Origin of the sequence: Nostoc sp. C117, from assembly GCF_043099735.1 — a bacterium.
Lineage (GTDB): Bacteria > Cyanobacteriota > Cyanobacteriia > Cyanobacteriales > Nostocaceae > Nostoc.
In genome coordinates, this window is the sequence record NZ_CP170991.1 from 7,572,255 (window position 1) to 7,585,836 (window position 13,582).

The 13,582-nt window shown below is 39.9% G+C and carries 12 protein-coding genes and 2 pseudogenes; 7 read left to right on the forward strand and 7 right to left on the reverse strand.

Annotation, left to right across the window (positions count from 1 at the left end; all coding sequences use genetic code 11):
* Positions 1-71 precede the first annotated feature (71 nt).
* Both ACFG4S_RS32350 and ACFG4S_RS32355 read right to left on the reverse strand, forming a co-directional pair.
* A complete protein-coding gene (locus ACFG4S_RS32350; RefSeq protein WP_392532941.1) occupies positions 72-743 on the reverse strand; it encodes an ATP-dependent Zn protease in 672 nt (223 codons plus the stop codon).
* Positions 744-765: 22 nt separating this feature from the next.
* Positions 766-1,029, reverse strand: a complete 264-nt coding sequence (locus ACFG4S_RS32355; RefSeq protein ID WP_392532942.1) for a hypothetical protein — start codon at positions 1,027-1,029, stop codon at positions 766-768.
* On the opposite strand from ACFG4S_RS32355, the pseudogene ACFG4S_RS32360 reads away from it, so the two are divergent.
* A pseudogene (locus ACFG4S_RS32360) lies at positions 950-1,120 on the forward strand (CRISPR-associated endoribonuclease Cas6); the annotation flags it as partial. The gene ACFG4S_RS32355 and the pseudogene ACFG4S_RS32360 overlap by 80 nt on opposite strands.
* Before the next feature lie 450 nt (positions 1,121-1,570).
* On the opposite strand, the gene ACFG4S_RS32365 reads toward ACFG4S_RS32360, so the two are convergent.
* Positions 1,571-2,020, reverse strand: a complete 450-nt coding sequence (locus tag ACFG4S_RS32365; protein WP_392532943.1) for a hypothetical protein — start codon at positions 2,018-2,020, stop codon at positions 1,571-1,573.
* A 227-nt stretch (positions 2,021-2,247) separates the two neighbouring features.
* Complete coding sequence (locus tag ACFG4S_RS32370; protein ID WP_392532944.1) at positions 2,248-2,904, reverse strand: hypothetical protein; 657 nt, start codon at positions 2,902-2,904, stop codon at positions 2,248-2,250.
* Between the two features lie 183 nt (positions 2,905-3,087).
* On the opposite strand from ACFG4S_RS32370, the gene ACFG4S_RS32375 reads away from it, so the two are divergent.
* On the forward strand, positions 3,088-3,672 hold the full coding sequence (locus ACFG4S_RS32375; RefSeq protein ID WP_392532945.1) for a hypothetical protein: 585 nt from the start codon (positions 3,088-3,090) through the stop codon (positions 3,670-3,672).
* Positions 3,673-3,768: 96 nt separating this feature from the next.
* Here ACFG4S_RS32375 and ACFG4S_RS32380 read toward each other — a convergent pair whose 3' ends face one another.
* Positions 3,769-4,710, reverse strand: coding sequence for an N-acetylmuramoyl-L-alanine amidase (locus ACFG4S_RS32380; protein ID WP_392532946.1), 942 nt, complete (start codon positions 4,708-4,710; stop codon positions 3,769-3,771).
* A 509-nt stretch (positions 4,711-5,219) separates the two neighbouring features.
* Between ACFG4S_RS32380 and bchH the strand changes: the two genes are divergently transcribed.
* On the forward strand, positions 5,220-8,933 hold the full coding sequence (gene bchH, locus ACFG4S_RS32385) for a magnesium chelatase subunit H (RefSeq protein ID WP_392532947.1): 3,714 nt from the start codon (positions 5,220-5,222) through the stop codon (positions 8,931-8,933).
* 64 nt (positions 8,934-8,997) lie between these two features.
* Here the strand turns inward: bchH and ACFG4S_RS32390 are convergent.
* Positions 8,998-9,070, reverse strand: a pseudogene (locus ACFG4S_RS32390) (IS1 family transposase); the annotation flags it as partial.
* 271 nt (positions 9,071-9,341) lie between these two features.
* Between ACFG4S_RS32390 and ACFG4S_RS32395 the strand changes: the two are divergent.
* A complete protein-coding gene (locus ACFG4S_RS32395) occupies positions 9,342-9,575 on the forward strand; it encodes an EF-hand domain-containing protein (protein ID WP_334939127.1) in 234 nt (77 codons plus the stop codon).
* Between the two features lie 11 nt (positions 9,576-9,586).
* Here ACFG4S_RS32395 and ACFG4S_RS32400 read toward each other — a convergent pair whose 3' ends face one another.
* The gene (locus ACFG4S_RS32400) at positions 9,587-9,820 is read right to left on the reverse strand and encodes a hypothetical protein (RefSeq protein WP_392532948.1); all 234 of its coding nucleotides are present in this window, start codon (positions 9,818-9,820) and stop codon (positions 9,587-9,589) included.
* 712 nt (positions 9,821-10,532) lie between these two features.
* Here ACFG4S_RS32400 and ACFG4S_RS32405 point away from each other — a divergent pair.
* The 3 genes from ACFG4S_RS32405 (at position 10,533) to ACFG4S_RS32415 (ending at position 13,465) form a co-directional block, all read left to right on the forward strand.
* Positions 10,533-10,958, forward strand: coding sequence for a hypothetical protein (locus ACFG4S_RS32405; protein ID WP_392532949.1), 426 nt, complete (start codon positions 10,533-10,535; stop codon positions 10,956-10,958).
* A gap of 90 nt (positions 10,959-11,048) precedes the next feature.
* Positions 11,049-11,834 (forward strand): hypothetical protein, encoded by a 786-nt coding sequence (locus ACFG4S_RS32410; RefSeq protein ID WP_392532950.1) that lies wholly within the window; start codon positions 11,049-11,051, stop codon positions 11,832-11,834.
* Positions 11,831-13,465, forward strand: coding sequence for a RimK family alpha-L-glutamate ligase (locus tag ACFG4S_RS32415; protein WP_392532951.1), 1,635 nt, complete (start codon positions 11,831-11,833; stop codon positions 13,463-13,465). Before ACFG4S_RS32410 ends, ACFG4S_RS32415 begins: the two co-directional genes overlap by 4 nt.
* The last annotated feature ends 117 nt before the right edge of the window (positions 13,466-13,582 follow it).

Below are 13,582 nucleotides of genomic sequence, written 5' to 3' on the forward strand. Positions count from 1 at the left end.
GGCGTTTAGCCCGTGCTGAGTTAAGAGTTAGGAGTTTTGTTTATCTCCTTGTCCCCTTGTCCCCTCCGCCTTCACTCCCCCAACTTTGCATGACAATCTTCTACCGAACTGCGTTGTCGCATAGCATTAACTAAAACCTCGTAGCTAGACCAATTTTCTTGCAGTAGGGTTTTTGCCTGGAGGGCATGAAAGCGCAGTTTTTGTTGAGAAGCTGATTCGGAAAAACCTAAGATTGTTAAGACTTTGATCGTTTTGTTTTTATCATCAGATCCACCCTCAGCATTATTAAAAACTAGGGTTTCCGCAGCAATACCCGCCATCCAAACAGTGCAGTAGCGGTCTAACATTTGGGCAGTCATTTTACCCACTTCTAGTTGAGATGCTAATTCACTATCATCAAAGGTAACACCGCCAAGTCCACCTTGCCCCCGTTTCCAAGCTTCCCAAGCACTGAGAGTATAGCCAGTAACGGGTATACCTAACAGGTAGGCAACTAAGAAATGTCCCGCTTCATGGTGGATAATGCGATCGCGGTGTTCGCTTGAAAAACCAGCAATCCAATCTACAAAGATCGTACCACCCTTGCCCTGCAAGCTAAAACTGTCAAAAGTTGCTATTCCTAAGATAGCAAAGGTAGCGATCGCTGGTACTGCGGGCGATAAGTTGAAGAATGGTCCCAGCAGTACCGATAAGGTCATAAGAAAAATAGATATTGCAATTAAATTTAGGCTAGTCTGGCTCATTGAAAGTTTTATGAGTATCTGCTTAATCTTTTTTCATTATGAGGCAATGTCTACCAAGGGCATAGGTAAACTCAAATCTTGCACCAACCGTAGTTATCCGTACAGATCGGGTAAACCAGCCTTTAAATGTAACAACAGTTGAACGTCTAACTTCCCTTGCACGTAGTTGTGGTTTTGATATTGAAATTTCCAGGTGCAAGATGTGAGGCGATCGCGCTGATAAAATTGCTTCTACATGGGCAACTATCTTAGCAAAGCGCGAAATGGGAGAATCATTACAGGTCATAGCTCAAGATTTAGAAATGCCTTATGCAACCGTGAAAACTTACGTAAAGTTAGCCCGTCGAGCGCTGAAGCAAGTGAATGAAGGGGATTAGTACCGCCATAAATTCAAAATGACGCTTGTGGACTCGCTCTAAGCAAAGCTATGCCGTTGGCGTTAGCGTCTCTGAAAGAGAAGGCTTTACACTGCGCTAACAAAATTCCAGCATTTTAGAACTCCTGCCTTATGCCTCCTTTGTCCCAATGCTTTATACCCTAAACCTAATTGCAACTATAAACTTCTATCAGGAAAAATGTGTGCATTTATACAATAAAATATTGATAATTGTTATAGTTTTATAAGACCCTTTACTTTTATACTTTTGGCGAAACTTCACCGCCAAAAAAGCACCAGAGCGATAGGAAATTACCTGTGAACAAGTGCGATTGATGCTTATCAAACGCAAAGCTTGTTTAGTTGAACATATTCCTGTCAGCAGCATAGGTTGCTTCCTACGCCCTGGTTATTTACTTATTTTAATCTTGCATAGTTGTGAAGTTGGTTATTAGCGAGGATGTAGTAGCCAATACCATCCAGAACCTTCACGGGTTAGCCAAGAGTCATCAAATTCATTATGATTGTTATTTAGGTCAGGATGATAGATGGAGACATCAGAAAAATCTGAATCGTCTTGAACGTTAATCCTGAGATTACGACAACTTTCATTTACTTCAATAGTTACAGCGTAATTGCGATCGCTAAGAGTAGGTTGCAGAAGGCTATCTCTAATAATCTGCCGCTTACTATCTAGTTGTGGACTATCTGTAGAAAGACAACGCACTCTTACTAATGAGTTTTCATTGGGATTATTTAACAGATAGGGAAGAATTTGAGAGTCATGAATTGTGGGATTTCGGTTGTTTGGTCTTGCAGTTTGTCCATTTGCTAAAGATGGTATAAACAAAAATATGGTTGTAGTCAGGGCAATAATTCTCCCTCTTAGCCTGTATTTCATCGTTTCTCCTAAGGTGAAATTAAAATCAAGTTCAAATAAGCCCAAAACCCTCATGTAGAGACGCGATAAATCGCGTCTTCTCTAGACCAATTATCTACACCAATAACCCTTAATCCAAGGGTATTGGGCTAAATCAACCAATTGTCCGCTGTCCTTTTGAAATCACGAATGAAAACGGACAACGGACAATTTTTACAAATAAGTATGCAATTTAAATCCGTAACAGTTTATTTATTGTCCAGTAATTGATTAACTTGTTGTCCCCGACGAGTAGTTTTGATTTCATAGCGGCGGGTAAGGTTGTCTTCGTAGTTCATATCTCTAGCAGCGGCGGAGTTAACAAAAGCATCACAATTCCTACCTTGTACTACTGTTGAGGAACTACTGATATTTTCTTCTGTGCGGTTACTGCTTTGATCGTGGGCATCACTGTTATTTTTAGTACCTTGGGTAGAACCACTACCGCTGGCACCAATACCGAAAATACTAAAACCACCACCACCGCCATCATTGTGGCTGCTAGAAGAACTCGAACGAGTATTGTTAGTGTTTGCCAAGGCAAGCTTGTTAGAATTGTTGCGAGTATTGTTACCTAAGCCAACGTCACTGCATAAAGCGCGGGGGTCTTTTGCAAGGGTTTTCGGATCAACCCAAGATTGATGGTCGCCTAATCCTTGAATTTCCGTATTACCAACTGCATTGCTAGGTGAGCCAGGAACTGGAGTGCTAGGAACTATATTCCCTACACCTACTCCGGGGTTGATATTAACAGGTTTGAAGATACCAGTAGAGTTGACATCAAAAGGCGCGGCGAAAGATGGTAATGTGCTGGTTAGAAGTGCAGTAGCTGTTAACAAAGAACCAGTTAAGTGACGGAATTTCATCGTCATTCTCCTCATGTTTAAGTGTTAGTGTGTTTTGGGTTTTAACCCTTTCACTTACCTAATAGGTTGACCTTTATTTGTTTATGCACCCTTGTCCCAAATTTTTTAACTCTAGGATTAATGTTAGTTTTTCCCTAAAATTGGGATTAATAGGGTGATAATTTTCTTGTTTTCCCCAAAACTATGCAGTATCCTCTGGAACTCACCTTTAAACTCTGGACATTCGCACCACAAATGTCTGTTGTTGATGCTCAAGGGAATTTGGCTTTCTATCTCAAGCAGAAACTCTTCAAGCTCAAGGAAGCAATTACAATCTTTGCTGATGCTGAGCAAACTCGTCCGATATACTACATCAAAGCAGATCGCATTATTGACTTCTCAGCACGCTATGACTTTACCGATAGTAACGGTACTTACATTGGTTCAGTAAAACGACGCGGATTAAAATCTCTTTGGCGTGCGCGTTATGACATCTTTGATGGCGACACGACTACTTTGAACATCCAGGAGAAAAATCCGTGGGTGAAAATTGCTGATGCTCTCTTTGCAGAAATCCCAATTGTAGGTATGTTCACTGGTTATGTTTTTAACCCAGTCTACTTGGTCAGCCAAGCTGATGGCACCATTGTGATGCGTTTGGAGAAAATCCCCACTTTCCTCTCCAGAAAATTTATCATCAAAGTTGTGGATAAAATCAGCGATCGCCAAGAGCAGCAAATTTTGTTAAGTTTGATGATGATGATACAGCTAGAACGAAATCGTGGCTAATCCGACTCAAAATTCTGTGCGCTTAAGCGCCCCCACTGAACCTTTACTCAGGTCAGTGGTGGGTAGTTTACGCTTTACACTTCCAACAGCTTTAGTCTAACCAATTAATTTTTGCCAGCTAGCAGGTCCGACAATCCCATCGGCATCTAAACCATTTTGCTTTTGAAAGTTCTTAATTGCAACCTCAGTTTGTGGGCCGTAAACGCCATCAGGATCGACACCTACACGGTATTGTAAGTATCTAACAACTGAACCGCCAGCATGGTTTGGTCGGATAATTCGTTTTGCCAAAATTAAATTTATGGCATCCCATGTAGCCGTGTCAGCAACTCCAGTTGACTGAACCCCAACAATAGTCTGAAACTTTTCTGTGGCAGATTTTGTGTTCGCCCCGGTGAAGCCATCTTCCACTAATGTCTTACCATTTTTATCAGTTATTTTCAGTTGATTTAAGGCTTTTTGCAATCTCTGAATAGTCTTATCTATATTCTGCTCTTCATCTGGTACGGGGTTAACAGGAGTAGTTGGAATTTTACCAGTTAAGCCTTTGACGATGGCATTTGCCATTGCTTCTGCATTAAAAAGATTCATATCTTTTGCCGAATCGATAAAGCAACCTTCTACTAAAATCGCTGGCATATCTGTATTTTTCAAAACATACAAGTGGGAACCACTCTTAACACCACGATTGAAAAATCCTAATTTCACGATTTCATCTAATACAGGTTTAGCGATTTTTGTTCCTGTATCGCTAGTTGCATAGACTTCTGTACCGTTCGCTTGGCCGTTAAAACAGTTAAAATGAATCGAGACGTAAATATCTACTTTATTTGTATTAGCTGTAGCACATCTTTTTGAAAGTGATTGAGTTACTGTACTAGCACTACTTGGTCTACATACGACGACTTCGTTTCCCAAAGCCCTTAACTTGGCTATAACTCTATTACCTACATCTAGAGTTAAATTATCCTCAAATTTAATCCCGCTGGCTCCTGTATCTGGGGGACAATTGTGGCCGCTATCAATTCCAAATTTCATGATTTAATCCTCAGCCTACTTATTTTTACACTATCAAAACTCTTAAAAATTATACATAGAAAGTTTTGCTAATAAATTTGTTGAAGTATTTCTTGGTAATGGTTACATTATTTTAATCATTACTACGTTGACAGAAAAAAGAAGTTTTTCCCCGAACCGGAACAGCAGCTTTCCCGTGGTAAAATCCGCTGATTCAAAGGTAATTTATCACAAAAAAACAGAACCATCATAATTTATCAAAATTGGGAATAAACCAGTAATTCTTGCAATAAATTGAAATGCAGCGATCGCCGCCATTATTCAGATAATAACGCTTACTAAAAGTGAAAAGCTATGAAAAATGTACCTAGTACACTTTAGCCGAAGTTTGCCTACCTTTAGCAAGGGGCTTCGGTCATTAGCTACTATGACAAGAACTCTAACGATCGCGATTTGTGGGTAGATATTTAATAATCAGCCTGAAAGCATGTTTAAAATTTAAGTAAAGAAATATTTCGTGGCTTATAGGGATGAAACGCATCGTCTTAGTTGCTGGATTTGAATCGTTCAACGCTGATTTGTATAGAAAAGCAGCTTTTTTGGCTAACTCTCGCTGTCCACAGTTGGATATTCGGGTATTTAGCGATCGCGATCTTATCAGTCAACGTGCCGAGGTAGAAGCAGCACTGCATGACGCTGATGCGTTTTTTGGTAGCCTACTATTTGATTATGACCAGGTTGTGTGGTTGCGCGATCGCATTTCCCAAATTCCCATCCGCCTAGTCTTTGAGTCAGCCTTGGAATTGATGAGTTTAACTAAGCTGGGTGACTTTGCTATTGGCGACAAACCCAAAGGAATGCCCAAACCAGTTAAATTCATCCTCGACAAATTTAGCAACGGACGAGAAGAAGACAAACTCGCTGGTTACATCAGCTTCTTAAAAATTGGCCCCAAACTCCTGAAATACGTACCAGTGCAAAAAGTTCAGGACTTACGCAACTGGTTAATTATCTATGGTTACTGGAATGCTGGCGGTTCAGAAAACGTCGCTTCATTATTCTGGACACTAGCAGAAAAATACCTGGGTTTGAAAGTTGGCGACATAGCCCCACCAATAGAAACCCCGAATATGGGATTACTCCATCCAGACTATCAAGGGTTTTTTGAATCGCCAAAAGCATACCTAGAGTGGTATCAAAAGAAGGGAATAGGGACAATTTCCCACTCCCCAGTTGTCGGAATTCTTCTCTACCGCAAACATGTCATTACTAAACAACCCTACATTCCCCAACTGATTCGCCATTTTGAAAAAGCCGGCTTAACTCCTTTACCCATCTTCATCAACGGCGTGGAAGGACACGTAGCGGTACGAGATTTAATGACAACCGACTATGAAATTCACCAACGACAGCTAGGTAATATAGAGACTCCCTCACTTTCTAGTGAAGCAGTAAAGGTGGATGCGATCGTTTCGACAATTGGCTTTCCTCTGGTAGGTGGTCCGGCTGGTTCAATGGAAGCTGGCCGTCAAATAGAAGTAGCAAAGCGCATTCTTACTGCCAAAAATGTACCTTATATTGTTGCCGCACCACTATTAATTCAAGATATTTCCTCGTGGACGCGCCAAGGTATCGGCGGATTGCAAAGTGTGGTGTTGTACGCCTTACCAGAACTGGATGGCGCTATTGATACCGTTCCCCTCGGCGGTTTGGTGGGCGAAAATATTTATCTGGTTCCCGAACGGGTGCAGCGATTAATTGGTAGAGTGAAAAGTTGGGTCGCTTTACGGCAAAAACCTGCATCGGAACGCAAAATAGCTATTATTTTATATGGGTTTCCTCCTGGTTATGGTGCTGTTGGGACAGCTGCATTATTAAATGTCCCGCGTAGTCTTTTGAAGTTTCTTCACGCACTCAAAGAACAAGGTTACACCGTCGGAGATTTGCCTGATGATGGCGAAGAATTGATTCGCTGGGTAAAAGAAGCAGATGAAGCTAATCCTCTTGTGGGGTGGGCATCTTGCCCGCCATTGTCTAGGGGCGGGCAAAATGCCCACCCCACAAGTAATGTCAATGTCCGTACCCTAGAAAAATGGCTAGGATATTTGCAAACATCTCGCATCGAAAAACAATGGAAATCTCTCACGGGAACTGGAATTAAAACTTATGGCGATGAATTCCAAATTGGCGGCGTGCAATTAGGCAATGTGTGGATAGGTGTACAACCACCTTTGGGAATACAAGGTGACCCCATGCGCTTAATGTTTGAACGAGATTTAACGCCGCATCCGCAATATGCTGCTTATTATAAATGGCTACAAAATGAGTTTCAAGCTGATGCTTTAGTTCACTTTGGAATGCATGGGACGGTAGAATGGTTACCTGGTTCTCCTTTAGGTAATACGGGTTATTCTTGGTCGGATATACTGTTAGGAAATTTGCCTAATCTATATATATATGCAGCGAATAATCCATCTGAATCGATGTTGGCGAAACGTCGCGGTTATGGTGTGTTGATTTCTCATAATGTACCGCCTTATGGTCGTGCAGGTTTATATAAGGAATTGGTGGCGTTGCGTGATTTGATTTCGGAGTATCGGGAAGATCCACAAAAAAATTATGTTTTAAAAGAAGGGATTTGTAAAAAAATTGTGGGCACGGGTTTAGATGCAGATTGCCCGTTTGAGGATGCGAAAAAGTTGGGTATTGCATTTAGTCCGGAAAATATTCGGATGTTTAGCGCTCATGTTTTTGATGATTATTTGGTGGAGTTGTATGAATATTTGCAAGTTTTAGAAAATCGGTTATTTTCTTCGGGGTTGCATACTTTGGGAGAAAAGCCGAGTGAGGAGGAGTTGGGGTCGTATTTGGAGGCTTATTTTGGGAAGGAGGAAGGAATAAACGAACCGCAGACGCACGGAGAATACAGAAAGGAGGAAAGACTAATAAGGGATTTGTTGATGCAATCTACGGATGAGTTAACGAATTTGTTAAGGGGGTTGAATGGGGAATATATTCCGCCTGCGCCTGGTGGGGATTTATTGCGGGATGGGGCTGGTGTGTTACCAACTGGGAGGAATATTCATGCTTTAGATCCCTATAGAATGCCTTCACCTGCGGCGTATGAACGAGGAAGAGAAATTGCTCAAAAAATTATCACCCAGCATTTGGATGAATATGGCAAATATCCGGAAACTGTGGCGGTGATGTTATGGGGATTAGATGCAATTAAAACTAAGGGTGAATCTTTAGGTATTCTGTTGGAATTGGTGGGGGCTGAACCTGTTAAGGAAGGAACTGGTAGAGTTGTTCGTTATGAATTAAAACCGTTGGTGGAGGTTGGACATCCCCGCATTGATGTGTTGGGTAATTTATCTGGGATTTTTCGGGATAGTTTTGTAAATATCATCGAATTGTTGGATGATTTATTTCAACGGGCGGCTGATGCTGATGAATCGGAAGATGAAAATTTTGTTAGGAAACATGCTTTGGCTTTGAAAGTCCAAGGTGTGGAAAATGCATCAGCGAGATTGTTTTCTAATCCGGCGGGTGATTTTGGTTCTTTGGTGAATGATAGAGTGGTTGATGGGAACTGGGAATCTGGTGAGGAGTTGGGGAATACTTGGCAAAGCCGCAATGTATTCAGCTATGGCAGAGAAGATAAAGGTCAAGCTAGACCGGAAGTGTTGAATACTTTGTTAAAAACTAGCGATCGCATTGTCCAAGAAATCGATTCGGTAGAATATGGTTTAACCGATATTCAAGAATATTACGCCAATACTGGCGGGTTGAAAAAGGCCGCAGAAAAACAAAGCGGTAAGAAAGTTACAACCAGCTTTGTGGAAAGCTTCTCGAAAGATACTACACCCCGCAATTTAGACGATTTACTCAGAATGGAGTATCGCACTAAGTTGGTAAATCCCAAATGGGCGCAAGCAATGGCGAATCAAGGTTCTGGTGGTGCGTTTGAAATTTCCCAACGGATGACGGCGTTGATTGGTTGGGGTGGTACTGCCGATTTTACCGATGATTGGGTTTACGATCAAGCCGCTGATACTTATGCTTTAGATGCAGAAATGGCGGAGAAATTACGCAAGGCAAATCCTGAAGCTTTCCGCAATATTTTAGGCAGAATGTTGGAAGCACATGGGCGGGGTTTTTGGCAAGCTGATGCTGATAAATTGGATAAGTTGCGTCAATTATATGAGTTGACAGATGAGGAATTGGAAGGGGTAACAGTTTAGTAATTAAGGATAAATTATGATTAATAGCTAAAATCCCTTCTCGGAAGTGATTTACTGCTGTCTACAACCAAATTTTGTTTTTTTGAACCTACGAAACTTTCTAATTCATCTAATTCTCCAACGGATGGAAAAATACTGAAGTGGTGTCAGGCACTAATAACCATCTGGATGAGCGCGGTACGCCTGAAGCTGTGGCTACTCACGCCAATTATCTTAGCCTGTTTACAACCTCCTCTCAAAATCCTAGAGGCTGAGTCTTTGCGTAAATCCTGTAACCCAAAGTTACACCCGATCTAAGCCCTAGCAATAGCCGTTTCTACGTCTAAAGATACAATTTCATTTAATTTTGAGAGATTAATCACAGATTAATGAGATATTAAGTTGAAAAACAAATTCAGATAGAAACTTATGACAACCGAGCAAGAGCTTCAATCTCTTTTTAATACCTTAGATAGCGATCGAGATGGCAAAGTATCCATTAATGATCTTTTTTTAAGTCCTGGCTTAAGTGCAATTATTTCATCTGAAACAAATACCACTAGTCCCCAGGAATTGCTAGTAAATTATGATTCAGACAAAGACGGCAGTATTACCTTTGAAGAGTTAAAGGAAGCAGTTGAAAAAGCAAATAATTTAAACTAGCAGCTCAATCCCTAACACTCAATACCCAATACCCAAAAATCCCTCTCTAGTCCACGCTTTGAGGGATTTGCAATTTTCATGGTTATTGGTGACTCGCTAGCCCAAAAGAGATGACCTTGGAGGTGAAAGGCTGGCTTTTTGCGATTCTGAGAGGGAAGAGGAGCGATCGCATCTACAGAATTTTGAAAACTAAAAAATTTACTATCCACTCGCGCCAATACTTTGGCAATAGTAGCGAATTGCATTAGCTCCAGGAATGCTCCCCGTGCAGGAATTTCGTCTAGTTACTTGTTTGAGCTTAACTTGACACCATTTGAGGAATAGACTCTAGTTCCAACAATCCAAAGTTTATCATCGCCACATAAAGTCCGATGTTATGGATAACTTCAATTCTCATAAAGTAGCAGGTATCCGAGAAGCTATTGAAAGTGTTGGCGCGAAGCTCGTCTACTTGTCTCCTCTCACCTCGTGATTTTTCACCAATTGAAAACTGTTGGTCTCAGGTCAAAGAGTTTTTGCGTTCGCTTGCTACTAGAGGTTATCAAGAATTAGATCGAGCGATTACAGACGCCTTCAATACTGTGACTAAAAAAGACATTATTGGGTAGTTTATCTACTGCCGTTACTATATTGTACCCAACTGAGAACCGCTATATTTCCCATGTTGTGCATTGGTTTGAGCCTTATTTCTGTCTCAAAAATCTTTCAGTACCGTTATAAAAGTCAAGTATTAAACCTCACTTGTGTCGGGTTTTTATGTTTAAAGTCAAATTTAATTATTTCTAGAAAATAAATTTGATAAAATTCTCAAAAATTTTTCTGAAGATTGCATAAAAAGATCCAAGTAAACCTATTGGCTAAGTGAAAGGCGAAAAACATGAAATGTAAGTAGCCTTACACACTTGACAATTCAGCCACAGTAAGAAAACCAAGAAATAAACTTAAAGGGAAATCAGAATGAAGATTACAAGTTCAACTTCTACACGTTTAGCATTAGTAATGGGTTTAGCAATTGCTAGTTCAATTATTAGCACTGTAGCTAAAGCTGAATCTATCCCACAAGTAAATTCTCATAATAGCGTATCCAATAAGCCTTTTATTAGCAATGCTGCCCGTCGCGATACTCTTTATAATTTGAACCAACGACCGTTGAATAGTATCTTAGAAACTGACGGTGGTAAAACAAAAGAATCAAGCGATAAAGGCAAAGATTCTAGCGATAAAGGTAAGGATAGTAAAGAGACTTGCGAAAGTGGTAACTGTGGTGGTGTTCTTATAGATAGAATTAATCCAGTTATTTTACCAGCAGATCAGCTAAAAATACCTGTACTACGAAATGGGCGTCCTCAAACTTTAATTAAAGTTAACAAGCCAATCTTCTAAAGAATAGAGATTCTGAAAAAATAGATTCCCGGCTTATTCAATAAGTTGGGAATCCAAGCCTCCAATGAGAAAAATGATGGACTAAATATTATGGATTTATTAATTATTGGTTCGAGCGATGACATTTTTTGCCAAGCAGTTAACGAATTGGTGAGAGAAAAAGGTTATACGAGTGAAGTTTTAGATGTTTGCAATGCTGCAAGAATGTTTTCTATCAGTGTTACTTCTGAAAAACCAGAAATTAAACCAGAAATCCCAGTTATTTTACGAATTCCGCCACAAATGCCGATTCGCACTAGTTTTGATGATTCTTTTATTTATGATGAGTGTCTTGCTACTTTATGGGCAGCGATGACATTATCTAAATCACCAGTAATTAATCGTCCAACTGCAAATAGTCTTTGGGGTAATTTATCATATTCTTCTAACTTGACTAAATTAAAGGCTGGTTATAGTAGCAATCTAGAAGTATTCTCTTCGCAAGTTCCATCATCACCGCAAGCATTACTCGATAAACAATGGTATCTCCAAGATTTAACTACTTATAATACTGCTGCGTATCCAGAAATCCCTGAAGGGGTGGGGCCATTTCGCGCAAGTTGGGTTTCGGCGAACCTTGAATATGAAATTGTTGTTGTTTTAGAAGATAAAGCATGGCGTTGCACCAATACATCTCTAGAACATTTGCAGCTAGAAGAAAAAAGTATTTCGCTGCTGAGAAATTTAGATTTGGTATTTGGCACTGTAACTTGGAGTATTGATAGCAACTTAGAGAGTGCCAATATTGCTCGGATTAACCCTTATCCATCGCTGGAAGAAATAGAGTTTGTTTGGTCAGATTTTGCTCCCGCACTTTTGGAGACTATTTTCTCATGATTTATGCAATTGGTCTTGATTCAGATCGCACTTTTTGCCATTTTGTTAACTATGCTGAATCTCGTGGTGTCGAAGTCCAAGTAATTAATTTACGCGAAGTGATTCAAAATGGAGATTGGAGGCTAGCATTACCTGATGATAATCAAAGCTGGATAAGTTGTTCTAGCCAAAAGTATCTATTAAATCCTCATGGTTCTTATTATTGTCGTTTGATTGACCTTTCAACCGTACAATCAGATGTACAAGATGCGATGCGATGGAAAAGTCTTCTTGCTGGACTTTGCTGTTGGCTAGAACATATTCCCGGTAACGTAATTAATCGTCCTGGTGCTGGCGCAAATAATTTCTCAAAACCGCTTCATGAATTTCATCTAAAATCTTTAGGTTTTCAAGTTGCTGATAGCGTTACTAGTTCCAATCCAGAAGTTCTAGCTGAGTTTGCTAACGCTGGATTAACAATTGTTAAGACAACATCGGGTGTTCGTGCCGATAGTAGACTGGTAAAATCAGAGGAGTTTCTCGATTTTCACCCAGACGCTGGCCCAGTTCATTTGCAAAGATATATAAAAGGCGCTGATGTGCGGGCGCATGTAGTAGGTGATAGAGTTCACGCAGAATTAATAAAATGTCCACAAGTAGACTATCGCCATTTTCATGAAGAAGCTGAGTATATCGAGTGGGAGTTACCAGAAGCTTTACATCAAAAAATTATTAATGCAACTGCTGCGTTGGGGTTAAAGTTTGCAGGTTGGGATTTTAAAGTTACTAACGATTTAGAGTACTGGTGTTTAGAAGTTAATCCAATGCCGGGATACGATGGATATGATATTCGGGCAGATGGGAAAATAACCGACTCGCTATTAGCTTTGCTTACAGAAGATATTGCAGTCAATAGTATTAGTTGGTATACAGATTCGAGTAATGAAATTTTCTCAGAACAAATTGTGACATCTGAACAGTGTAATGATATTTGTTCTGTAATTCATAGTTTAAGAGAATTTTGGATAAAACGAGGGAACTCTCCAAAGTTTTTCTATACTTTAGGTACAGCTAGTTACTTAGATTTCTTAAATCAACCTAATTTTTCTAAGGATTATTATACTATAGCTCAGGAATATAATTTACTTCTAGAACTACACTTAGGTTGGCTTTATAAGTTAATCAAAGAATATTTAGAGCAGACGCTTATCAATCCTGTAAGGTATAAACCAGATGCCGCGTTGCCCGGTTTTCATATTTGGCAAGATTCTAATCTTATCACTAAACCAAATGCTACTACACACTTCGATTTGCAATACCGAAACCTCAAATGGGATGAAGGTAAACTCGATACTTTAAATACAATATCCTTTACTTTACCAATTAAACTGCCGAAAAGTGGGGGTGGGTTGAATGTTTGGGATTTCAACTATATAAATGATTATAGTCAAGCGATCGCAAGTGATGTAGAGATTCTTAAACGATTTAGAACCAAAACTTTTCATGATTACAAAGTTGGTGAAATTGTCTTGCACAGTGGACACACACTTCATCAGATTGCACCAACTACTTGTATTTATCCTGACGATGAAAGAATAACTCTGCAAGGTCATGGATTGTTTTGCGATGGTGAATGGTTACTCTACTGGTAATACATCTCCCAATCTCTGACAAGTCTTTGTATAGAAAATTTATCGGCTTGGGACTGCGATTCAGTTTTTATTAATTCTGGTATATGAATTTTATCTGAGTTGTAAGTTTATGCTAAT